The sequence below is a fragment of the Bifidobacterium sp. ESL0769 genome (genome assembly GCF_029395495.1).
In the GTDB taxonomy this organism is placed as follows: domain Bacteria; phylum Actinomycetota; class Actinomycetes; order Actinomycetales; family Bifidobacteriaceae; genus Bifidobacterium.
The window spans coordinates 1,154,252-1,176,255 of the sequence record NZ_CP113918.1 but is presented as its reverse complement, the minus strand read 5'-3'; the positions used below and the strand labels follow the sequence as shown (position 1 = coordinate 1,176,255).

At 56.1% G+C, this 22,004-nt stretch carries 19 protein-coding genes and 5 tRNA genes; 3 read left to right on the top strand and 21 right to left on the bottom strand.

What is annotated here, in order from left to right; translation table 11 throughout:
- Window positions 1-14: 14 nt before the first annotated feature.
- From sucD to OZX72_RS04700, 18 genes are all read right to left on the bottom strand, one after another.
- Window positions 15-950: a succinate--CoA ligase subunit alpha gene (gene sucD / locus OZX72_RS04785; RefSeq protein WP_277159256.1), complete on the bottom strand. Its 936-nt coding sequence runs from the start codon at window positions 948-950 to the stop codon at window positions 15-17.
- The gene (sucC, locus tag OZX72_RS04780) at window positions 947-2,143 is read right to left on the bottom strand and encodes an ADP-forming succinate--CoA ligase subunit beta (RefSeq protein ID WP_277159255.1); all 1,197 of its coding nucleotides are present in this window, start codon (window positions 2,141-2,143) and stop codon (window positions 947-949) included. The genes sucD and sucC overlap by 4 nt, the downstream gene beginning before the upstream one ends.
- 61 nt (window positions 2,144-2,204) lie before the next feature.
- The gene (locus OZX72_RS04775; protein WP_277159254.1) at window positions 2,205-2,786 is read right to left on the bottom strand and encodes an adenine phosphoribosyltransferase; all 582 of its coding nucleotides are present in this window, start codon (window positions 2,784-2,786) and stop codon (window positions 2,205-2,207) included.
- An 85-nt stretch (window positions 2,787-2,871) separates the two neighbouring features.
- Entirely contained in the window at window positions 2,872-3,369 is a 498-nt protein-coding gene (locus OZX72_RS04770) for a preprotein translocase subunit YajC (protein ID WP_348519673.1), read from the bottom strand.
- 132 nt (window positions 3,370-3,501) lie between these two features.
- The gene (gene ruvB, locus OZX72_RS04765; protein ID WP_277159252.1) at window positions 3,502-4,563 is read right to left on the bottom strand and encodes a Holliday junction branch migration DNA helicase RuvB; all 1,062 of its coding nucleotides are present in this window, start codon (window positions 4,561-4,563) and stop codon (window positions 3,502-3,504) included.
- Window positions 4,564-4,569: 6 nt separating this feature from the next.
- Window positions 4,570-5,187, bottom strand: a complete 618-nt coding sequence (gene ruvA, locus OZX72_RS04760) for a Holliday junction branch migration protein RuvA (protein ID WP_277159251.1) — start codon at window positions 5,185-5,187, stop codon at window positions 4,570-4,572.
- A gap of 151 nt (window positions 5,188-5,338) precedes the next feature.
- Window positions 5,339-5,920, bottom strand: coding sequence for a crossover junction endodeoxyribonuclease RuvC (gene ruvC / locus OZX72_RS04755; protein ID WP_277159250.1), 582 nt, complete (start codon window positions 5,918-5,920; stop codon window positions 5,339-5,341).
- A gap of 14 nt (window positions 5,921-5,934) precedes the next feature.
- Complete coding sequence (locus OZX72_RS04750; protein WP_277159249.1) at window positions 5,935-6,690, bottom strand: YebC/PmpR family DNA-binding transcriptional regulator; 756 nt, start codon at window positions 6,688-6,690, stop codon at window positions 5,935-5,937.
- Between the two features lie 53 nt (window positions 6,691-6,743).
- Complete coding sequence (locus tag OZX72_RS04745; RefSeq protein WP_277159248.1) at window positions 6,744-7,934, bottom strand: glycosyltransferase family 4 protein; 1,191 nt, start codon at window positions 7,932-7,934, stop codon at window positions 6,744-6,746.
- Between the two features lie 101 nt (window positions 7,935-8,035).
- Window positions 8,036-9,043 (bottom strand): phosphatidylinositol mannoside acyltransferase, encoded by a 1,008-nt coding sequence (locus OZX72_RS04740; protein ID WP_277159365.1) that lies wholly within the window; start codon window positions 9,041-9,043, stop codon window positions 8,036-8,038.
- Window positions 9,044-9,226: 183 nt separating this feature from the next.
- Entirely contained in the window at window positions 9,227-9,883 is a 657-nt protein-coding gene (locus OZX72_RS04735; protein ID WP_277159247.1) for a CDP-alcohol phosphatidyltransferase family protein, read from the bottom strand.
- Window positions 9,884-9,910: 27 nt separating this feature from the next.
- A complete protein-coding gene (gene thrS, locus OZX72_RS04730; protein ID WP_277159246.1) occupies window positions 9,911-11,944 on the bottom strand; it encodes a threonine--tRNA ligase in 2,034 nt (677 codons plus the stop codon).
- A gap of 381 nt (window positions 11,945-12,325) precedes the next feature.
- Window positions 12,326-12,401: transfer RNA gene (locus tag OZX72_RS04725), tRNA-Gly, on the bottom strand.
- Between the two features lie 70 nt (window positions 12,402-12,471).
- Entirely contained in the window at window positions 12,472-13,419 is a 948-nt protein-coding gene (locus tag OZX72_RS04720; RefSeq protein WP_277159245.1) for a cation diffusion facilitator family transporter, read from the bottom strand.
- Window positions 13,420-13,532: 113 nt separating this feature from the next.
- Window positions 13,533-13,605: transfer RNA gene (locus OZX72_RS04715), tRNA-Val, on the bottom strand.
- Window positions 13,606-13,654: 49 nt separating this feature from the next.
- Window positions 13,655-13,727 (bottom strand) — tRNA-Val (locus tag OZX72_RS04710).
- A gap of 36 nt (window positions 13,728-13,763) precedes the next feature.
- A tRNA-Cys gene (locus OZX72_RS04705) sits at window positions 13,764-13,834 on the bottom strand.
- Window positions 13,835-13,864: 30 nt separating this feature from the next.
- Window positions 13,865-13,937: transfer RNA gene (locus tag OZX72_RS04700), tRNA-Gly, on the bottom strand.
- A gap of 244 nt (window positions 13,938-14,181) precedes the next feature.
- Between OZX72_RS04700 and OZX72_RS04695 the strand changes: the two genes are divergently transcribed.
- The gene (locus OZX72_RS04695; protein WP_277159244.1) at window positions 14,182-15,060 is read left to right on the top strand and encodes a PAC2 family protein; all 879 of its coding nucleotides are present in this window, start codon (window positions 14,182-14,184) and stop codon (window positions 15,058-15,060) included.
- Between the two features lie 3 nt (window positions 15,061-15,063).
- On the opposite strand, the gene uppP is transcribed toward OZX72_RS04695, so the two are convergent.
- Window positions 15,064-15,978 (bottom strand): undecaprenyl-diphosphatase UppP, encoded by a 915-nt coding sequence (uppP, locus tag OZX72_RS04690; protein WP_277159243.1) that lies wholly within the window; start codon window positions 15,976-15,978, stop codon window positions 15,064-15,066.
- A gap of 266 nt (window positions 15,979-16,244) precedes the next feature.
- Here uppP and OZX72_RS04685 point away from each other — a divergent pair, with 266 nt between their 5' ends.
- A complete protein-coding gene (locus tag OZX72_RS04685; RefSeq protein ID WP_277159242.1) occupies window positions 16,245-17,036 on the top strand; it encodes a fructosamine kinase family protein in 792 nt (263 codons plus the stop codon).
- A 142-nt stretch (window positions 17,037-17,178) separates the two neighbouring features.
- Here OZX72_RS04685 and dnaJ read toward each other — a convergent pair whose 3' ends face one another.
- Together dnaJ and hrcA are read right to left on the bottom strand one after the other, a co-directional pair.
- A complete protein-coding gene (gene dnaJ, locus OZX72_RS04680; RefSeq protein WP_277159241.1) occupies window positions 17,179-18,324 on the bottom strand; it encodes a molecular chaperone DnaJ in 1,146 nt (381 codons plus the stop codon).
- Between the two features lie 75 nt (window positions 18,325-18,399).
- The gene (gene hrcA / locus OZX72_RS04675) at window positions 18,400-19,500 is read right to left on the bottom strand and encodes a heat-inducible transcriptional repressor HrcA (RefSeq protein WP_277159240.1); all 1,101 of its coding nucleotides are present in this window, start codon (window positions 19,498-19,500) and stop codon (window positions 18,400-18,402) included.
- Window positions 19,501-19,786: 286 nt separating this feature from the next.
- Between hrcA and tkt the strand changes: the two genes are divergently transcribed.
- Entirely contained in the window at window positions 19,787-21,886 is a 2,100-nt protein-coding gene (tkt, locus tag OZX72_RS04670; RefSeq protein WP_277159239.1) for a transketolase, read from the top strand.
- The last annotated feature ends 118 nt before the right edge of the window (window positions 21,887-22,004 follow it).

Below are 22,004 nucleotides of genomic sequence, written 5' to 3'. Positions count from 1 at the left end.
CCGCTGGTTTTTGCTCATGCCTTGGAAGTACCGCCGTCCACCATCTTGCGAATCAGCTGTGCCGCCTGGCCGGGGGTCCTGCCCACCGGAATTCCTGCGGCTTCAAGCGCTTCCTTCTTATCCTGAGCGGTCCCTTTGCCTCCGGAAACGATGGCGCCGGCATGACCCATCTGCTTGCCTTCGGGAGCAGTGAATCCGGCGATATAGGCGACGACTGGCTTGGTCATATGTTCCTTGGCCCAAGCTGCGGCGTCCTGTTCGGCGTTACCGCCGATTTCGCCAATCATGATGACAGCTTTGGTAGCATCGTCAGCTTCGAACTGCTGCAAAGCTTCGACCAACGTCGTGCCAACAATGGGATCTCCACCCACTCCGATACAAGCGGTGAAACCGATGTCGGAGAGTTCACCCATCAGCTGGTAGGTCAACGTACCGGATTTGGAAACCAGACCAAGCGGTCCTGAAGAAACGATGCCGTCAGGGATTATGCCAAGATTGATGCCCTTGTCGTCCGAATCACTGGCCTCAGGAAGTTTCAGTAGGCCAGGGCAATTGGGTCCGATGATCCTAATGCCTTTTTGCAAGGCAAGTTCGACGCAATAAGCCGTGTCGGCCACGGGAATACCTTCGGTGATGACGACAATCAGACCGATCCCGGCTTCGATGGCTTCCAGCATCGCGTCTTTTGCGAAACGTGGAGGAACGAAAATCACGCTTGCCTTGGCACCGGTGGCTTCCTTGGCCTCATCACAGGTCGCATAGACCGGGACCGCGATATCATCGTCGGTTTCATCGATATGGAAGGAAACGTTTTTGCCGGCTTTACGGGGATTGACACCGCCGACGATGTTGGTACCGGCATTGAGCATACGGGCAGTATGGGTCATGCCTTGGTGGCCGGTCATGCCCTGAACGATGACCGGGGCATTGTCTTTGATGAAGAGTGTCATTTCGTGGCCTCCTTAGCAGGCTTGGCGAGCCTTGCGGCTTCTTGTGCCGCTTCCTCCATGGTGCCACTGACGTGGATGTTGGGATTATGTGCGTTTTCGAGTATCTTGAGGCCGACCTTTGCGGCGTTGCCGTCGAAACGGACGACAACCGGTTTGGAAACATTCAGTTTCTCGAGTGCTTCGAGGATGCCGTGGGCCACCTCATCACATGCGGTGATGCCGCCGTAAACATTGACGAGCACTGATTCGACCTGCGGGTCGGAGAGCACGATGGAAAGACTGGTGCTCATGACTTCTGATGAGGCCCCACCGCCTATATCTAGGAAGTTCGCCGGTTTCACACCGGTTCCCTGATCCTCTCCTGCGCCGGAGACGGCATCGAGCGAGCTCATCACCAAACCTGCACCGTTGCCGATGACGCCTACTTCGCCTTTCAGATGCACGTAATGCAGCCCGTGTTCTTTAGCGCGTTCCTCGAACATATCGGTGTGGGTGGTGTCGGCAAAACGCTGCCACCCGTCATGACGGAATGCGGCGTTGTCGTCAAGGGAAATCTTGGCATCGAGTGCACAAAGCTTCTTTGAAGATTCATCATCCGGATCGCCGATTTTAGCCAGAGGATTGATTTCGACCAAAGTCGCGTCGTTATCTTTGAAGCATTTCCACATCTTCAAAAGCACATCTGCGGCCTGATCGACGTCGGCATGGTAAAAACCAATGGATTCTGCCATTTTACGGGCGGCATCCAAGTCGAAATCCTGCAGGGCACTGATATGTAAACGCTTGACCGATTCAGGATGTTCCTTCGCGATTTCCTCGACTTCGGTGCCGCCGTTGGCCGTCGCAAGAACATCGAAATCACGGGAGGACCGATCGAGTGAAATAGAAACGTAATACTCATGGAGCACGTTTTTGGCCTCGGCTACCAGAACGCCGTTGACCTTGTGACCGCGAATCGTCATCGGCAAAATCTGCTCGGAGGAAAGAATAGCCTCATCTTGCGTTTTCGTGAGCTTCACTCCGCCTGCCTGACCACGATGTCCGGTGCGGACCTGCGCTTTGATGACGCACGGATAACCGATTTCGTCAGCCGCCTCGGCAACCTCATGGGAATTCTGGGCGAATATCCCCTTGGGAGTATCGATGCCTTGTTCCGCAAGCAGCTGCCGTGCCTGATATTCATAAAGATCCATGGAACCCTCTTATCCGATAAATGCTCATTCAACCTGTGCTTTAGACAACTGACAATCAGCGTCAGGCTGGCATGGTGACCAATGAGCTGATTGGCATATCGCCTAGATCACTGCGCCCAGTAAGACCAATAAGCTCCATCACGAAGCTGAAACCGACGACCTCGCCACCTGCCTTGACGATCAGGTCTGCAGCCGCCTTTGCTGTGCCACCCGTAGCAATCAGATCATCGACAATCAGCACTTTGTCGCCAGGCTTGACCGCTTCTTTTTCGATTTCGACCTTTGCCTCACCGTATTCGAGTGAATAGCTTTCACCGATGGTCTCAGGAGGCAGTTTCCCGGCTTTGCGCACCGCGAGGAAACGCTTGCCAAGTTTGGCTGCCAGCGGCGGACCAATCAGGAATCCGCGAGCTTCCAGGCCGGCGATATAGTCAAAGGAATCCGCAGGGACCGGCAGTGCCAATTCAAGCGCCTTGATCATGATAGAGAATCCGCGTGCATCGGCAAGCACCGGAATGAAATCACGGAACAGCACACCCTCTTTCGGGAAACCGGGAATGGTGCGAATGAGCGAAGCCATGTATTGTGCATCCTCTGCACCGACCTTGCCGAGCTCTGTGATGGTGATATCCGATTGTGTCATGAGCAAGCCTTACTGCCTAGTGGCCATTGATTACTGAATTTTAGGGCCTTATTTTCGTTTAGACCCCACAACTATAAACGAGGAATTACTTGGTTTTCCCGCTGTCTTCTTCAGCCTTAGCATCTTCCTTGGAAGAATCTTCGGCAGAAGCGTCATCCGTATGTTCCTCATCGTCATCCGGGGTTGGTTCCGTCTCGTCGGTTTCACTATCGCCGTCAAACGGCTTTTGTGCCTGATCGTCAGATGATGATGTCTGGCTCTCAGTGGCGTTGACATCTTCTGCCTCATCGGCGGAATCTTCATTGTCGTTGACGATCGGGTTGCCGTCTTCGTCCACTTCGTCATCATCGATGTAGGCCGGACGCTCATATTTCTTGCTGATGGCACGGAAAATGAAACGCATCTTCGAACCTTCGGAATCGATGACGATCTCTTCGTACTTGGTATCGACGGAAACGACTTTACCGATGATGCCTCCGATGGTCTGCACCAACTCACCAGGCTGCAGCGAAGTGCGGAAATCCTGGACTTTCTGCTGCTGTTGCTTCGATTTGCGCGATTGCCACCACATCAGGGCAACCATCAAGATAATAAAGACGAAAAGAATGATCGAATTGCCACCACTCACAGGGAACTCCAATCGGACGAAACGTTACATACGGACTTGCTGAAGATGCCAAACTCGCTGATATCTACATACCTACCGTATCGGATTTTAGAATAACTTGTTGACATCATCTTTCGGTGTCAAGCCCAGATGTTGCCACGCTTTTTGCGTCGCGACCCTTCCTTTCGGAGTACGCACCAGGAATCCTTCACGCACCAGATACGGCTCGCAAACGGTTTCCACCGTTTCGGATTCCTCGCCTACCATTGCCGAAAGATTGTTAAGGCCGACCGGGCCACCGTCGAAATTCTTGACGATGGCATTCAAAACCGCCAGATCAAGCCGGTCAAGGCCTTCCGAATCAATCTGATAGAGCTCAAGTGCTGCCTGGACGTCATCCGGCCCAATCTCATCGAGGTCGTGGACGATTGCCCAGTCGCGGACACGCCGTAACAGACGGTTCGCAATACGCGGTGTGCCGCGGCTGCGCAGGGAAAGCTGCTGAGCGCTGCCGTCGGCCAGATTGATGCCGAGCACGCCTGCGCTGCGCTCAATCAGTCGCTCCAGTTCCTCATGCGGATAGAAATCCAGATGAGCGGTAAAGCCGAAACGTGCACGCAACGGAGAGGGCAGCATGCCTTCACGCGTAGTGGCACCGATAACGGTGAATCGTGGCAATGTCAACGGAATAGATGAAGCGCCAGGCCCTTTGCCGACCATCACATCGACACGAAAATCCTCCATCGCGATATACAGCAGCTCTTCTGCAGGTCGCGGCAAGCGGTGAATCTCATCGATAAAGAGCACTTCACCTTCGTCGAGAGAGCTCAAAATCGATGCCAAATCGCCGGCATGCTGAATCGCCGGGCCAGAAGTGACGCGAATGGGCACCTGCAGCTCGTTGGCCACAATCATCGCCAATGTCGTTTTGCCAAGTCCTGGAGGGCCGGCGAGCAGGATATGATCCGGTGGCACGTCGCGTTTTCTTGCGGCATCGAGGAAGAGCTGTAGCTGTGCTTTCAACAGCGGCTGGCCGATGAAGCCTTCCAGTGCTCGCGGGCGAAGTTCCTCATCGCTGACCGGCTCATTGCCGATGGGTTCGGAGGAAATCATGCGCAACGATTGCTCGTCGACTCCCTTATTGGATTGTGGTCCGTTGGTCTCTGCCATAATGATTTAGCGCCCCCGATCCAAAGATGTCAATGCCAGTTTCAGAACTTTGGGAATATCCGAATTCTCCAGTGGAGTCTCGATGCCATTGTCTTTGCAGACCTTGGTGACAGCATGAGCCGCGTCATTTTCCCGCCATCCCAAGGAAACGAGACCTTCGATGACCTCCGTAGTGCCAGTGTCATATTCAGGTTCAGTCGAGGCACGACCGCTTTCGATTTCGTCAAGGTTGATGGAACCACGCAATTCAAGGATGATTTTTTGCGCACCTTTTTTACCCAAGCCCGGAGCCTTTGCCAGTGCTGCTGCGTCTCCGTCCATAACGGTTTTCGCGAGCTTGTCCGGCGGAAGTGTCGAAAGCAACGACAACGCCACACGCGGACCGATGCCACTGACCTTCTGCAATTGCAGAAACATTCGTTTTGAGGATTGCGAGAGGAATCCATACAGCGCAATGGCATCCTGCGAGACGTTGAGCGAAGTGTAGACCTTGGTTTCCTGGCCGGAATGCAGGGCGGAAAGCTCAGCGGCAGGCATACGCACTTCGAAGCCGATGCCGTTGACGTCGATCAGGGCGGAGTCGTTGCCGACGCTTTCAACCCTTCCGTTGAGCATTCCTATCATTCGTCACTCCCGCTGCAAAAATTCGCCATTACAACCTAACAGCCAAAACAAAGTCTTCATTTGCCGATGAACCGAAATAGAAAGAGACGAGCCCACTGCCAAACAACCGAAGAAACTCGCCAATTCACCGTTCGAACATCTGTTCGATAGCTTACATGCCCCTATCGACGCTATGGCGTTTCTTGGCATGCTGCTGGGCCTGCGCCCATTGACGTTGGGCAAGGGTCAGATGCTGCTCGCGTTCCCCGCCCTGAAGCGCTCCGGAAGGACGCAACGCATGGCATATCGCCTGAGCCAAAGCATCGGCGGCATCGGCCGGTTCTGGAATTTTGTTAAGGTTCAGAATGCGCGCGACCATACGTTCCACCTGAATCTTTTCTGCCCGTCCGTTGCCGGTAACGGCCATCTTCGCCTCGGTCGGCGTATGCAGGGCCACGGGAATACCGCGTTGAGCGGCAGCCAGCATGGCCAGTCCCGCGGCCTGAGCGGTGCCCAGTACGGTGTTGCGGTTCTCTTGCGCAAACACGCGTTCGATGGAAACCGTATCAGGCGAGAACCGGTCGATTTTCGCCGCAAGCCCATTGTAGATGGCCAGCAGACGCAGGTCCTGCGAGATATGCGGATCACTGCGTACGACGTCGACGTGAACAAAAGAAAGCCGGCGCGATGCGTCGGCTTCGATCACACCGACCCCGCAGCGGGTAAGCCCGGGGTCGACGCCAAGAATAATCACAGTAGGATTACTCCCTATTCCTCGTCGAGCTGGGCCATAACTTCGTCCGAGGCGGTCCAGTTGCTGTAGATGTTCTGCACATCGTCAAGGTCATCGAGGTTGTCGATGAGCTTGGAAACCTTCTGTGCATCCTCAAGGCTCAAATCAACCTCGGTCTTGGGAATCATCACCAAATCGGCGGAATCATAGTCGATGCCAGCCTTCTGCAGTGCCTCGCGCACCGCAACCATGTCTTCGGGAGCGGTGACGACAACGTAGACCTCGTCCTCGTCGCGCACGTCCTCGGCACCATCTTCGGCAGCCAGCTCGAAGAGCTTGTCGTAATCGAGCCCCTCGGAAGGCACCACGATCTGGCCCTTGCGCTCGAAATTGAAGCTCACAGAACCGGAAGTGGCCAGCGAGCCATTACCCTTGGTCAGCGTGGAACGCACTTCGGCGGCCGCACGGTTGCGGTTGTCGGTGAGGCACTCGATGATCAGGCCCACGCCGGCAGGCGCATAGCCTTCGTAAGTGATGCTCTCGTAGTTGGCGGCACCGGCTTCAGCACCGGACCCGCGCTTGATGGCACGCTTGATGTTGTCGGACGGCATCGAGGACTTTTTGGCTTTGACAATGGCATCATACAGCGTCGGATTGCCGTCGGGGTCGCCGCCGCCCAGACGTGCTGCGATTTCGATGTTCTTGATGAGTTTGGCGAACAGCTTGCCGCGCTTCGAATCGATGGCGGCCTTCTTGTTTTTAGTGGTCGCCCACTTGGAATGCCCTGACATATTGCTCCTAGCAGGTATACGAATACGTTAAACGTAACAATTTTAAAGCGGTTTCACGACAATACGCGGGCATAGACTTCTAAAACCCGATCAGCCACTACAGGCCAGTCATATCGTTTGGAACGTTCAAAGCCCGCCTGCCGCAAGTGCTCACGACGCTCCGGATTGTCCAGCAGCGAAATTATCTGCCGGGCACAATCATGCCCATCACCGTTGGCAAACAACGCCGCATCGTCGCCGTCCTGTGCGACGGCCGCGAAGGCGTCGAGGTCGCTGGAAACCACCGCGCACGAAGCGGCCATGGCTTCCACCAGTACGATGCCGAAGCTTTCTCCCCCGGTCTGCGGGGCGACGTAGACATCCAGCGATTGGTAGAACCGGGCTTTATCCTTGTCGCTGATTCGCCCGAGGAATTCGAAACGCTTGGCCAACGTTCCGCTTGGGTCGACCTTGCCGAGAATCTTCAAGGCATCCTGTTCCCCTGTACCAGCGCAAAGGAAACGCGCAGAGGGATAACGCTTGATGATATCGTTTGCGGCGCGGGCGAACACGGAGAATCCCTTGCGGGCCTCCCCCATGCGCCCGAGAAAGCCGATGGTCGGTCGTTCCGCAGTGCCCTGCCAAGCCGCTTTGGGCTGGGCGGTAGCAAAGAACCTGCAGTTGATACCGTTGGGAATGACGTCGTATTCGATATTGCGCGGACCGTAATGGTCAACCACCTGCTTGGCGGCATCGGAAACGCAAATGCCTGCGGAAAGCGGCGAGAGATATTGCTTCAAATACCCTTGGAAAAACCGCAAAACAAACGGATACGGGTCAAAAGCGGCATGGAACGTCCCGACGAACGGCGGATGATGAATCATCGTCAGGGGTTTGTGGCTCAATGATGGGCATTCGGGTTCGTGCAGATGGACGATGTCGAAATGCCCCTGTTTTACCCAGCGCCGGGTGCGCGGCCCGACGAAGCCGAAATAGCTCAGGCGTGCGACGGAACCGTTGTAGGGAATGGAAAACGAGGAATCGTTGGTAGTCACCCAAAGCGGCATGTCCCTGGTGCGTCGGCCCGGAGCCAGCACTTCCACTTTATGGCCGCGTTTCATCAGTTCCTCTGCGAAATCGCGGATATGGAACTGCACTCCTCCAGGCGTCTCGAACGAATACGGCGAGATGATGCCGACATTCAGTTTCCGACCGTGAAGCGGGTCCGGGCGCTGGTTGGTTCCATCGTTTTCTACATAGGACATGATTCTTTATTCTGCCATAGATTCGGTATTTCGACGTGTGTTTCCAGTTCAATCATTATAGAGACAATAATCACGTTGTGGTTTTCGTTGATTGTATCGGGTTATCGCTTTTGCCGGTTTCCATTGATTTGCTTGAGTTCTTCCATCACTTCGTCTGGAACGTCCTTGAGACGTGAGATATCCAGGTCCTCGATGAAGATCGGCTGCAGCATGTGCCAATCCTCCGGGTGCGCGGAAATGTCGCGGCTCCATACGTCGACCCACGCCTGGCTGATGGCATGGATGGCCTCTTCACGCGGCAGGCCGCGGAACCGGTCAATATCCACCGGCGCGCTGATATCGACAACGTACCCGTAGCGGATGCCTGCCCTGCGTCGTGCTTCTCCCTGTAGTTTTTCACGGAACATGTTTACGACGAACAAAGGCTTGCCGGTGTCCAGCGCCAGCGTGGCCGGCCCACGCGCCACGCGGATGGTGGAACCGAAAGCGTGGACGAATTCACCATGGCGGCTGAGATCCCTGTCGGCAAGCAACGGAACCAGGACGTGCGGCTTGGCCAGCGCGTTTTCGAGTTTCTCGATAAGATGCGGTTGGCCGGTAAGGAAGACGGTGATGTCCATACGCTTGCGAATCTCGATGAAGGTATCGAGCAGCTTTTGATTTTTAAGTCGTTCCGCTGTCACTGTCACCGGCGCAAGGACGTTGGCCGCCAGGAACCCTTCGTAATCCCAATTGCCCTGATGGCTGATGGCCATCGGCGCACTGCCCGGATTGTCATGCACCAGTTCCTTGCAAATCGGCAGCCCCGGCCCGATCGGCCTGGCACGGGCAAGAAGTCGTTCGTCGGTTTGCCCTCCGACGGTCATTGCTTCGGCAAAGTAGGTGAAATAGGAACGCATGCCGCGGTGGCTTGCTTTGCGAAGGTCTTTTTGCGTCACACTGCCGTCACGCGACTCCAGAACGTGACGAAGGTTGCGTTCCAGCTGTTTGACTCCCCCGATATGCAGCAGCCAGCACACATCCGCGGCGAAAAGAAAGAGGCCACGCAGCAATGGTTCAGGGATAATCCTTGGGTGTTTGGCCAGAAATACGAGGAAATTATCGAACATGTTTACCGTGGGTCTTTCAAACGTTTGGTTGGAGCCTTGTGATTGGCGACTCATCCATCAAATAGTATTACATAAAACAGATGATGCGAATATTGATATCCGAATCATAAAACGAATGCCATACGCAAAAAGTCTGCCTCACATAGTCGTAAAAGAAAATGCGAGACAGACTTTTTACAACAATCAGATTGCGCCGTCGGCTTTCATCTGTCGACGAACCTCGAAGATACGCTGGAAAACGGTAATCGTACCCAGCACCGCGAGAATGACGATGAAGGCCATGAGCCACCGCGGGTCGCCGAAAATACCGCTCAAGAGCATGCCGACAAGGATGATGACCAAACGGTCACTTCTGGTGGCGATGCCGTTTTTGGCTTCATAACCCACCGATTCCGCGCGGGCGCGGGCATATGAGGTGACGAACGAGGTCATCATCGCATACATCGATGCGCCGATGCCGACCCAGCCAATCACGTCATCCATGTCAATGGAACCGGAAGCGATTGACATGCCACCATGTAGCAGGAAATAGAGCACGACTGCGAACAACACTGCCCAATCGGCGATGCGATCGAGCGTGGAATCAAGGAAGGCCCCGAATTTGGTACCTCCCGTGGTCAATGCCGCCACCGAGCCGTCCAGCGAATCGAATGCCGCGAGAATAGCCATCAGTATGGAGCCAGGGATAAGCCAGCCGGTGATTCCCGTGGCAATTGCCACGAGAATCGTACCAACGGCTCCGATAATGGTTACCGCGTTCGCCGTGAGCCCCATCGCCACCAAAAGCTTGGCTATCGGGGCGATAAGGCGTTTGAACGGTGGTCGTAGTTTTTCGAGCATGCTTACGCTTCCCTCGGCAGCTTTCTCTTACTTGGTCGCTTGAGCGAAATCGTCGGCATTGTTGACCTGAGCGCGAGACTTGATGACCTTCAGAATATTGGCCTTGGCCGTCTCGACAGGCACACCGTTGAGCTGGCTGCCATCGCGGAAGCGGAAGCTCACCGCGTTCTTGTTGACGTCGTCTTCGCCCACGATCAAGGTGAAGGGCACCTTGGACTTGGAGGCGTTGCGTATCTTCTTGCCGAAGCGATCGTCGGAGGTGTCCATCTCGCAGCGCACCGTCTCCTGAGTCAGGGAGTCGATGAATTTCTGCAGATGAGGCGCGAACTCGTCGGCCACCGGGATGCCCGTGACCTGAACCGGGGCGAGCCAGACCGGGAAGGCGCCGGCATAGTGCTCGAGCAGGATGGCGAAGAAACGCTCGATGGAGCCGAACAGAGCACGGTGAATCATCACCGGACGCTGGTGGGTGCCATCCTTGGCGATGTACTCAAGCTTGAAACGCTCCGGAAGATTGAAGTCAAGCTGGATGGTCGAGACCTGCCAGGTGCGACCGATGGCGTCACGTGCCTGCACTGAGATCTTCGGGCCATAGAACGCGGCCCCGCCCGGATCGGCCACGAGGTCGAGGCCGGAATCCTCGGCCACCTCGCGCAGCGTGTCCGTCGCTTCCGTCCAGATCTCGTCTGAACCGACGAACTTCTTCTCGTTCTTGGTGGAAAGCTCGAGGTAGAAGTCATTGAGACCAAAGTCCTTCAACACCTGCAACACGAAGTTCAGAATGGACTTGAGCTCGCCCTTCATCTGGTCGCGGGTGCAATAAATATGGGAATCGTCCTGCGTCAAGCCACGCACGCGGGTCAGCCCGTGGACCTCGCCGCTCTTCTCATAGCGGTAGACGGTGCCGAACTCAAAGAGGCGCAGCGGCAACTCCTTGTAGGAGCGTTGACGGGACTTGAAGATGAGGTTGTGCATCGGGCAGTTCATCGGCTTCAGGTAGTAGTCGAAGCCTTTCTTGGTGATGTTGCCGTCTTCGTCGACCTCTTCATCCAGGTGCATCGGCGGGAACATGCCGTCCTTGTACCACTGCAGGTGGCCACTGGTCTCATAAAGGCCGCCCTTGGTGATGTGCGGGGTCTGCACGAAGCTGTAGCCAGCCTTGCGGTGCATCTCGCGGGAGTAGTCTTCCATGGCGTTGATGATCGCGCCGCCCTTCGGGTGGAAGACGGGCAGGCCGGGTCCGATCTCCTCCGGGAAGGAGAAGAGGTCCATTTCGGCGCCGAGCTTGCGGTGGTCGCGCTTGGCGGCCTCCTCCATACGAGCCTGATAAGCCTTCAGATCTTCCTTGGAAGCCCAAGCCGTGCCGTAGATACGCTGCATCGACGGGTTGTGCTCGTCACCAAGCCAATAGGCGGCAGCGGTACGTTCCAGCTTGAACGCCTTGATATAACGGGTATTGGGCAGATGCGGGCCTTGGCAGAGATCTTTCCAGACAATGTTGCCGTCGCGGTCAAGATTGTCGTACATCGTGATTTCGCCCTGATTCGGCACTTCGGTGCCGACGGTCTCGTCGATGTCTTCCTTCTTCTTGCCGATGAGCTCGAGCTTATAAGGCTGGTCAGCCTCTTCTTTTTTGGCTTCGTCCTCGCTCACCACACGACGGCGGAAGGACTGGGAGGACTTGATGATGCGCTTCATGCGCTTGTCGATTTCCTTCAGATCATCGGGAGTGAAGGGCTTGTCGACGTCGAAATCGTAATAGAAGCCGTTTTCGATGGCCGGGCCGATGCCGAGCTTGGCATCCGGGCGAATCTCCTGCACGGCCTGCGCCATGACGTGGGTGGCGGAGTGGCGCATGATCGCCAGGCCGTCCTCGCTGTCCAAAGCGATGGGTTCGACAGTGTCACCGTCGTGAAGCGGGGTGTAAAGGTCACGTGGCTTGCCGTTCAAACGGACTGCGATGATGTTCTTGTCTTCGGCGAAAAGATCGGTGCCGGTCTGCGTGGCTTCCACCTCCCTTGCTTCGCCGTTGAGTTTGATGGAGATGGTTTGTTCAGCCATGGTTATGTGTCCTTTGCTTTCAGGGCCCGCGTTACTAGGGGCAGGCCTGGACGGAAATCAACAGTGCCAACGATATTGGTTATGCCCGACATACGAAGATAACTATGCATCTTCAAGATTACTTACTGTGCAGGGGTTCTGGGATATACCTTATTCGGGACGCTCCTGGCCGAACCGTTAAGTGGAAAGCCCTGTGGGCTTTACATAGGTTCGGTGAGCGCGATGTATCGAGCGCGAAGGCAAAATCTTTGATTTTGCTCGGCCGTGTCTTACGCCCGAGCAAGGCATATCCGCCAACCCCAATCAAGAATGATAAGATTTTCTGAATGATTTTGATAAATTGAAATCGGAAATCGTGGCACTGAGGCGATAAGAAGGGGATGGAGCGGACAACGGGACTCGGACCCGCGCTCTCGACCTTGGCAAGGTCGCGCTTTACCAACTAAGCTATGTCCGCAAAAGACAACAGATGTTGAATATACAGGATGGACTGGATTAACACAACTTCCGGCGGGTTGAACAGCGTGTCATGTTGTTTCGGGCTTTCGATATAAGTCAGGTTCGACATAGATCTCAAAACGATAGAACGGCAAGGCCTGGCGTACGGCTGATTCGATTTTATTGATGGTTTCGACGTCATAGTCACGATCGAGTTTGGAGGTCTGCACTTTCAAGCACAGCAAGATGTCGTCTTCGGCCATGTGCACGGCCTGCATGTTAATGAGACGGTCTACACCTGGAGTTTCTTCAACGGCACGACGAATACGAGCAACCATCTCCGGTTCCACCGCCTCACCGATGAGCAGTGAACCTGATTTGAAACCGAGCGCAACGGCTCCCAAAATCAGAATCACGCCGACGCACATGCCGCCTATAGCATCCCAGATCTCGTCGCCCGTCACCAGAGCCATGGCGATGCCCAACCCCGCAAACACCAGGCCAACCAACGCAAGCGTGTCCTCCATCATCACCGAGGCAAGTTCCGCACTTTTGGTCTTGCGCCAGAAAGCGAACAGATTGAGATTGCCGACTTTGAGCGTTTCCATGCGCTCGCGGGCCTCACGGATGGAAGTGTGCAGGCCGAAGCCTTCCAGACATGCCGAGACGACGATGACTGCCAAAGATGCCAGCAATTCGATGGATTCGACGCTTCTGGGCATGGAACCGTTGGTAAGTTGGACAAGTTTCTCGAAGCTTTGCGACGACGAGAACCACCCGCCTACAAAGAACAGCAGCGTGGCCACCAGGAACGACGCGAGATATTTGGCACGATACAGGCCGAAAGGATGGCCCTTGTCCGACCTCGCAGCGGCTTTGCCGCCGACCATCAGCACCAGCTCGTTGGCGCAGTCTGCGACGGAATGAACCGCCTCGGAGAGCATGGCCGAAGACCCGGTGAACACTGCCGCAAGCCCCTTGGCAACTGCCACGCCGACATTCGCCAACAGCGCCGTCTTCACCGAATTGCTTGCCATACCTTATCCCCCAGCCCAAAAACCTATGGATCAGTACATTAGAATGTAGTCTTTAAAAAATAATAACTCATAACAAGATATACACGTGAAATAAAGAAAATCTGAAAAGAAAGTGGGTGATGCTGGAATCGAACCAGCGACCCCTTCCGTGTGAGGGAAGTGCGCTAACCGCTGCGCTAATCACCCGATTAATATTCGGTTATGAAACAAAAACCGGAGTTTCCTCCGGTCCTCGTGGGCGATACAAGATTCGAACTTGTGACCCCTTCCGTGTCAGGGAAGTGCGCTAGCCTCTGCGCCAACCGCCCAGGTTGTTTGGATTCAGGACTTACGTCCATCTTCCGAGGTGGGTACGAGAGTCGAACTCGTCTATACGGCTTTGCAGGCCGCTGCCTAACCGATTGGCTAACCCACCGTAAGGTCGTGTACAACTCCTCGGACCTAGAGCGGACAACGGGACTCGGACCCGCGCTCTCGACCTTGGCAAGGTCGCGCTTTACCAACTAAGCTATGTCCGCAAAGCTTTCAATGAATTCATCCGTTGTGGATTCCTTCACCGAAGCACGAGAGATAACTATATATGCTCTTGCCCGATTTGACAAATGGCTGCGTGTCGCCGCGGAATACCAATGTATTCCCTACTTAATTAGGCATTGCCACAGGATTTATCAAAGCAATAGTTTCTACTCCCGTAGATGAAACTCATTCACCGATGGCATAAGCCCTCAAATTTCAAGGTTTCCAGCAACTACATTAGGACTCATGACAACTGATGCGAAAACAACGAAGCCCATCATGGTTTGCGCCTTCGAAGGCTGGAACGATGCCAGTCAGGCAGCCACAAACGTAATCCGTCATCTGGTGGCTTCCTACGAGTCCCGGGAAATCCGGCACATTCGCACCGACAGTTATTACGACCTGCAATCCGCACGACCGATGATCTGCCATGTCAGCGGCCAGGCACGCATCATCTGGCCGCAAACGACGTTTTATGAAATCACGGTTGCACCCGGAACCCATATCTATGCTCAGATTGCGCCCGAACCCAATTACCGCTGGATCGATTATTGCCGCAACTCGCTGCGCATCGCCGACGAGCTGGATGTCAGCGAAATCGTAACGTTGGGATCCATGTTCGCCGACTGCCCGCACACCCGGCCGCTGCCCGTCGAGGAATCCGCCTTGAGACGCTGCGAATCAAGCATCCGCGGAGGTGCCGTCAAAGACTCGGAAAATCGCGAGAAAGGCAGCAATCCATACGACGGGCCGGTCGGCATCCCCACCGTGCTCGATATGCTCGCCGAGCAGGAAGGGTTCGACACGAACTCGATGTGGGTCTCCGTGCCACAATATCTGGCTGGAGACGAATGCCCGCAAGGCACTTTGCAGATTTTGCAACGGCTTTCGCAGATGCTGGGCGTTCAGCTCAACGTCGGGACCCTGCCGAAGCAATCGGTGATGTGGAAAGCTCAGGCGGATGTACTCGCCAACTGCAACGACGACCTGAAACTTTATATCCGTCATCTTGAGGACAAATACGATCTCGACCAGCAGCTTGACAAGTTGAGCGGTGGAACGGTGCCTCAAGGCGACCAGATTGCGCAGGAAGCCGAGGAATTCCTGTCTCACATCGAAGACTGAGAATCAAATTATCGCTGTAATCGGTTGAATCATGGAAGAAACGGCCTCAACAGCGGCAGGTGAGGCCTGAAGTACGCCGGCGATCAGGAGAATCGCGACGACGACGGCGATGACGATGCGGTAGATGGCGAACGCCTTGTAGGAGAACGTCGACACGAATTTCAGGAACGCAATGATGACGATATAGCCGACGAGGAAACTGACGACCGTCGCAGCCAATGTCGCGCCCCAACCCGGGAAATTCGGCTCGCTTTGGTAGTCTCCGACTGCCTTGACAGCCTCCAAGATGCCCGAGCCAAAGACTGCGGGAATGGCCATGATGAAGCTCACACGCACCGCATCCTCACGCGTATAGCCCATTGCACGGCCGACGGTGATGGTGCCGCCGGAACGGGAGACGCCGGGAATCAACGCCAACATCTGGCCGACGCCGAAAAGCAGTGCCTCTTTCCAGTTCATTTCACGAACGGTCTTGCGTTCGGGGAATTTCGCGTCGACGATCCACAGAAGGATGCCGAAGAGGAGCAGCACGGTGACGGTGATCCACAGGTTGCGCAACGTGGTTTCGATGGTCTTTTGGAACAGCAAGCCGGCGATGAGAATCGGCATGGTACCGATGATGATATACCAGCCGAACGTGGCGTCGCGGTCGCCTTTGCCGAGACGTGATTTCCAATCCTGGCCGTTATGGCCGACAAGGCAGCCGAACCAGTGCGAAAGAATATTGACGATATCGTGGCGGAAATAGAGGATGACCGCAAGCTCGGTGCCGAGCTGGATGATGGCCGTGAACGCGGCTCCCGGGTCGGAGTGCAGCATCAGCTCGCCGACGATGCGGATATGTGCGCTCGAGGACACCGGAAGATATTCGGTGAGCGCCTGGACCAGCCCCAAAACAATGGCTTGGAAGAAATTCATAATCCCTCTTTATGCGTATCCCCGCCATAAAATCATGTTGCTTTTGTATGCCTACAGAACCAAATAACAGGCTGGGGTTCGTGTCTAACGTGTTCAGACTACCCAATATCCCGGAACTTCGTGTGTTACGACTGCGGATTGTCGCACATCGCTCACACAATTGAAACGGGTAGGCCGATGCCCGCGGAACAGCGAACCGGCAATTTACAGGTCAATAACTTGTATAGTTTCTCGATAGCTGTTGGAAGCAAACGAAGGGTAACATCATGGCAAAATATCGTAAAAGCAGGGCGTTCGCGCCAAAGGGATTCTTCGAGTGCGAGGGCAGAGGGCTCAAATGGCTGGGCGAGGCCCAATCGCAAGGCGGGCCGCGCGTGGTCGACGTTTACGGCTGGGGTGACGGCTGGCTTGACATCGAACGAGTGAACTCCTGCTCCCCCACGCCCAAAGCCGCGCATGATTTCGGCGCAGCGCTGGCGCACATGCATGACGCAGGAGCCGATTATTTCGGTTCCGCGCCAGCCGGTTACGACGGAACCTGCTATTTCGGGCCCTTACAAGACCCGGTGCCGATGGATACCGGCAAATGGACGAACCCTGTCGATTACCTCGGCGAGGGGCGTCTGCTTCCCATGGTCAGGCTTGGCATTAAACGCGGCGAACTGAACGACAACGACCTTGAGATGACGCAGGAAGTCATCGACGCCTTGCCGGACCTGCTTGGTCCAGCCACACAGGACAAGCCGGCGCGTGTGCACGGCGACTTGTGGAGCGGCAACGTGATGTGGACCGACGATTCCGGTCAGACCGAGGCCGTGCTCATCGATCCGGCCGCGCACGGCGGTCATCGCGAGGAAGATCTCGCCATGCTCAATCTGTTCGGTATGCCGTTCCTTGACGAAATCATCGACGGCTATGAATCAGCGCATCCGCTCAAGAAGGGCTTCCCCGATAGGATTACCATCTGGCAGCTCTATCCGATCGCCGGCCATTGCGTGTTCTTCGGCGGCGGCTATGTCAGCGAATACCGCGCTATGTGCCGTTCGTTGCTCTCCTAAAGGCAACCCCTCAAAGTTCTGAGTTGCAAACTCTCAATTAAAAAGCATCTTCGTACAAAGTCTTGGACGAAGGTGCTTTTTGAATTCCAGTTCTAACGTTCTATGCTGTACGTTTCCGGGCTTATCTTAAGTTGTTGAAGTTTTAGTGCAGCGCGTCTTTGATCTTGTCGAAGAAGCCTTTCCTGTTTGTGGCAGGCCGTGCGCTTTGATTGACCTTGCTGGCATTCGCGTCATGACTCTGCGCGAACTGCTCAATGAGGTTCCTCTCCCCCTCGCTGAGCTTGGTGGGAATGTGCACGCTGACGTGCGCAATGAGGTCACCGCGCTCTTCAGGCTTGCGGATCTTCGCCACACCGATGCCCTTAATCGACACGGTTTCTTCGGGCTGGCAGCCCTCGGGAATGCTGATGGTCTGTTTGCCGTCAAAGGTATCGATATCGAGGTCGTGGCCGAGCACAGCCCAGCTCATCGGAATCTGGATCCAGCAATGCAGGTCGTCGCCTTCGCGCGTGAACTGCTTGTCCGGCTTGATGCGGATATCGATATAAAGGTCGCCGGCAGCACCGCCGCCTTCACCGACCTCGCCCTGGTTGGCAAGGCGCAGACGCGTGTTGTCTTCGATACCGGCGGGCACGGTGACGCCGACATCGCGGGAAGTGCGGATACGGCCGTGTCCCTGGCAGGTCGGGCAGGGATGCTCGATGATGGTGCCGTGGCCTTCGCAGCGCTCGCACTGCACGGTGGTCATCATCTGGCCAAGCATCGTGCGACGGACCTGTTGACGCGACCCCTGGCCATTGCAATCCGGGCAGGTCACCGGCTTTTCGCCGTTTGCCGTGCCGAGTCCACCGCACTTCGGGCACAGGCCGAACGTATTGATCTTGACATGTGCAGTTCCACCGAATACGGCGGTCTTCAAGCTGATGGACGTACTGGAAAGCGCGTCACGGCCCGGCTGGGTACGGGGAATCGGCCCTTGTCCGCCGCCACCGAAGGCGTTGCCGAAGAACTGGCCGAAGATGTCGCCCATATCGCCGAAACCGGCGGAGGCGAAACCGGCACCCGCATTCGGATCGTTGGGGTCGACGCCGGAATCGTACATACGGCGCTTGTCCGGGTCGGAAAGCACCTCGTAGGCGTTGTTGACTTCCTTGAACTTGTCCTCATACTGTGGGCCGGCGATGTCCGGGTGGTATTTGCGGCTCATCTTGCGATAGGCCTTTTTGATTTCCTCGTCGCTTGCGCTCCGTTCGACGCCCAAGACTTCGTAATAATCTGTTTCTGCCACTGAAATTCCTCGAATATTTTCTCGAATACGTTTATGTTACGTTCTGCCAATTATTGTTTCATAAGCCTTGGAATACTAGGCCGCCTCGTCACTGGCTATCAGGTCCGTCAGATATCTGGCGACGGCTCGCACCGCGGTGATCGTCGTCTCATAATCCATATGCGTGGGACCGATGGAACCGACGAAAGCGACGGGATGCGAACTGGATTGCGTGGTTTCATCCTTGCGTTGGTAGCTATCGGTATTATCCGTATCATTTTGCTCGTCGGTCTCGCTGCGGCCATAGCCGGAAGAGACCACGGAAGCATGGATAAGCCCCGGCGTCCTCGTCTCCGAACCGATGGCCACACCGACGTCCTCATTCTCCTCGCTCAGATCGCTCATCAAACGCATGATAACGACCTGCTCCTCCAGCGCATCGAACAACGGTGCAAGGTCGGCATGCGACTGCTGATGGGCAAGCTGGGACGTTCCTGCCATATACATCTGGCCGGTGCCTTCGTCGTGCGCCATCGCCTCCACGGTTTTGGCCAGGCTCTCCCCCAGCGGACGCACCGAACTGTATTCGGGAGCCTTGATGATGGTGCGGATGCGTCGAGCGGCCTGCACCAACGGCATATTCATGCATTGCGCGTTGACGAGCTCGGAGAACCTGCTCAGAGCAATCGCGCCAGGAAGTTCCCTCAAAGTAAAGGTGTGCTGGGCCACGGAGCCGGAATCGGTGATGATAACTGCGAGCATCGTCACCGCGTTCAACGGGACGATCTCGATATGGCGAAGTTTCGATTTCGAAAGCGCCGGCGAGGAGACCACCGCTACTTGACCGGTGATATTTGCAAGAAGCCGCGCGGCGCGCTGCAAGGTGTCCGGCAGACTTACGGAACCGGACAGGAACGTGGTGATACCCCTACGTTGCGCTTCGGAAAGCGGAACGACCGAAGCGAGACGATCGACGAAATAACGGTAGCCGCGTTCCGTGGGGATACGCCCGGCCGAAGTATGCGGCTGAATCAGATATCCCTCTTCCTCCAAAGCCGACATGTCGTTGCGAATGGTCGCCGAACTGACCCCCAAGTTGTGCGCCCGCGTCAAAGCCGTCGAACCGACGGGCTCCTGTGAACGAATGTAATCCTCGACCACGGCCCTCAGCACCAGCATGCGTCTTGACTGTGTCATCGGTCCTCCTTCCATGGTCATTTCGATACCTAATTACTAATGAGTATACCAAAGTATTAGCACTCTTGGCCAGAGAGTGCTAATTGTTCCACTCTCAGGGGATTCGAACAGTTTCAGGGGCTTTGCCGACGTGAGCGTTAACATAACAAAACATACCAAACGTGTTCAAAACCTCACTTTTCGTCGGCTCTTAAAGTTAGCATGAAAGTGCAATGTGAGGGTGCTCTGCGGCGCGGAATAAGCCGTGTTTGCGGCATCCGGAATATTGGAAGGAAAGTATAAACCTATGACCGATTTCACTTGGTCGGATTTGGACGAGCGCGCCGTCAAGATGGCGAAGGTGCTCTCCGCGGACGCGGTTGAGCGGGCTGGCAGCGGCCACCCGGGCTCCCCCATTTCCCTGGCTCCAATCGCCTATACGCTTTATCAGCATTACATCAAGCACGATCCCAACGACCCCCACTGGGATGGCCGCGATCGCTTCATTCTCTCCGGCGGACATGCCTCGTTGACGCAGTACGTCCAGCTCTACTTCTCCGGTTATGGCTTGACCATCGATGATCTCAAGTACTTCCGCGGCGGCGCCGACACGCGCACCCCAGGCCATCCCGAGGTCGGCCTGACCCCCGGACTGGAAATGACCACCGGCCCACTCGGCCAAGGTCTCGCCTCGGCTGTCGGCTTCGCTTACGGCCAGCGTTTCGAACGCGGTCTGCTCGACCCGAACGCACCGGAAGGCACTTCGCCCTTCGACCACAAAGTCTGGGTCATCTGCGGCGAAGGCGACGTTGAGGAAGGCGTCTCTTCGGAGGCCTCCTCGCTCGCCGGCAACGAACGTCTCGGCAACCTGACCGTAATCTTCGACGCCAACCACATCCAGATCGAAGGCGACACCAAGCTCACCTTCTCTGAGGACATCCTCAAGCGTTACGAGGCCTACGGCTGGTACACCGACGAAGTCAGCTTCGTCCAGCCCGACGGCTCCTACAAGGAAGACACCGCAGCCCTGGCCGCAGCGCTCGACAAGGCCGAAAAGGTCACCGATCGTCCGAAATTCATCAAGGTCGACACCCTGATGGCTTGGCCGACCCCAGGCAAGACCAACAACGAATCCGCGCACGGCTCCAAGCTGGGTCCGGAAGCCGTTGCTGGCTTGAAGAAGGTCCTCGGCTTCGATCCCGACGTCGACTTCCCTGTCGACGAAGAGGCTCTTGCCCACGCTCGCAAGGTTGCCGACCGCGGCCTCGAGACTCACAAGGAATGGGACGAGAAGCTCGCCGCCTGGCGCAAGGCCAACCCCGAGCAGTCCAAGCTTTATGACCGCATCAAGGCGCACAAGCTGCCCGAAGGCTTCGACGAGGCCATCGACGAGCTCGAGAAGAGCTTCGCCGCCGGCGACAAGAACGCCACGCGTAAGTCCTCCGGCCAGGTCATCAATGCCATCGCCAAGGTCATGCCGGAACTGTGGGGCGGCTCTGCTGATCTCGCAGGCTCCAACAAGACAGACATCGACGGCGCCGAGACCTTCGGCCCCAAGGCCGACGAGACTCGTACCTGGCCCGAAGCCAATAAGTATGGCCGTCAGCTGCACTTCGGCGTTCGCGAGTTTGCCATGGGCGCCATCACCAACGGCATTCTGCTGGGCAGTGACACCCGTCCGTTCGGCGGCACGTTCTTCCAGTTCTCGGATTATGAGCGTCCGGCCGTGCGTCTTGCCGCGCTGATGAAGATTCCGAATCTCTACGTCTGGACCCACGATTCCGTGGCTCTCGGCGAAGATGGTCCGACCCACCAGCCGATCGAGCATCTCGCGGCTTTCCGCGCCATGCCTGATATGGAAGTCGTGCGTCCTGCCGACGAGTACGAGACCGCCGAGGCCTACCGCTACTTCTTCGAAAAGAAGAACACGTTGCCGACCGCGATGATTCTCACCCGTCAAGGTGTGCCGACAATCCCGGGAACCGCCGAAAAGGCGCGTGACGGTGTGCGCAAGGGCGCTTACGTCCTCGTCGACACCGACGGCGAGCCTGATGTCATCATCATGGCCACCGGCTCCGAAGTTCAGTGGGCCGTCGAAGGCGCCAAGACCCTCGCCGGAAAGGGTGTGAAGGCCCGCGTGGTCTCCATGCCGTCCATGGAATGGTTCGAAGAACAGGACGACGACTACAAGGAAGCCGTGCTTCCGAACTCCGTTAAGGCCCGCGTCTCCATCGAGGCCGGCGTTGCCCAGCCTTGGTACAAGTACCTCGGCACCTATGGCAAGCCAATCTCCATCGAGCGCTTCGGACTGCAAGGCGACGGCGCACAGAACATGATCGACCTCGGCATCACCGCTGAGCATGTGGTCGAAGCCGCCGAAGCCTCCATCGAAGAGGCTCGCGCCTGAGGTTTGGCCTCAACACTATAAGCGATGCGGTTGCTCGCGAATTTTGCAAGAACCGCGAATGCCCGCATCGCTTTGAAAATTTAAAAACTTTCCAATACCAATGTTGGAATAAGGAGAA

Bases quoted from the DNA above. Each gene is read 5' to 3' on its own strand.
- sucD (WP_277159256.1), bottom strand. From the start codon at position 950: ATGACACTCTTCATCAAAGACAATGCCCCGGTCATCGTTCAGGGCATG.
- sucC (WP_277159255.1), bottom strand. From the start codon at position 2,143: ATGGATCTTTATGAATATCAGGCACGGCAGCTGCTTGCGGAACAAGGC.
- OZX72_RS04775 (WP_277159254.1), bottom strand. From the start codon at position 2,786: ATGACACAATCGGATATCACCATCACAGAGCTCGGCAAGGTCGGTGCA.
- OZX72_RS04770 (WP_348519673.1), bottom strand. From the start codon at position 3,369: ATGGTTGCCCTGATGTGGTGGCAATCGCGCAAATCGAAGCAACAGCAG.
- ruvB (WP_277159252.1), bottom strand. From the start codon at position 4,563: ATGGCAGAGACCAACGGACCACAATCCAATAAGGGAGTCGACGAGCAA.
- ruvA (WP_277159251.1), bottom strand. From the start codon at position 5,187: ATGATAGGAATGCTCAACGGAAGGGTTGAAAGCGTCGGCAACGACTCC.
- OZX72_RS04750 (WP_277159249.1), bottom strand. From the start codon at position 6,690: ATGTCAGGGCATTCCAAGTGGGCGACCACTAAAAACAAGAAGGCCGCC.
- OZX72_RS04745 (WP_277159248.1), bottom strand. From the start codon at position 7,934: ATGTCCTATGTAGAAAACGATGGAACCAACCAGCGCCCGGACCCGCTT.
- OZX72_RS04740 (WP_277159365.1), bottom strand. From the start codon at position 9,043: ATGTTCGATAATTTCCTCGTATTTCTGGCCAAACACCCAAGGATTATC.
- OZX72_RS04735 (WP_277159247.1), bottom strand. From the start codon at position 9,883: ATGCTCGAAAAACTACGACCACCGTTCAAACGCCTTATCGCCCCGATA.
- thrS (WP_277159246.1), bottom strand. From the start codon at position 11,944: ATGGCTGAACAAACCATCTCCATCAAACTCAACGGCGAAGCAAGGGAG.
- OZX72_RS04720 (WP_277159245.1), bottom strand. From the start codon at position 13,419: ATGGCAAGCAATTCGGTGAAGACGGCGCTGTTGGCGAATGTCGGCGTG.
- OZX72_RS04695 (WP_277159244.1), top strand. From the start codon at position 14,182: ATGACAACTGATGCGAAAACAACGAAGCCCATCATGGTTTGCGCCTTC.
- uppP (WP_277159243.1), bottom strand. From the start codon at position 15,978: ATGAATTTCTTCCAAGCCATTGTTTTGGGGCTGGTCCAGGCGCTCACC.
- OZX72_RS04685 (WP_277159242.1), top strand. From the start codon at position 16,245: ATGGCAAAATATCGTAAAAGCAGGGCGTTCGCGCCAAAGGGATTCTTC.
- hrcA (WP_277159240.1), bottom strand. From the start codon at position 19,500: ATGACACAGTCAAGACGCATGCTGGTGCTGAGGGCCGTGGTCGAGGAT.
- tkt (WP_277159239.1), top strand. From the start codon at position 19,787: ATGACCGATTTCACTTGGTCGGATTTGGACGAGCGCGCCGTCAAGATG.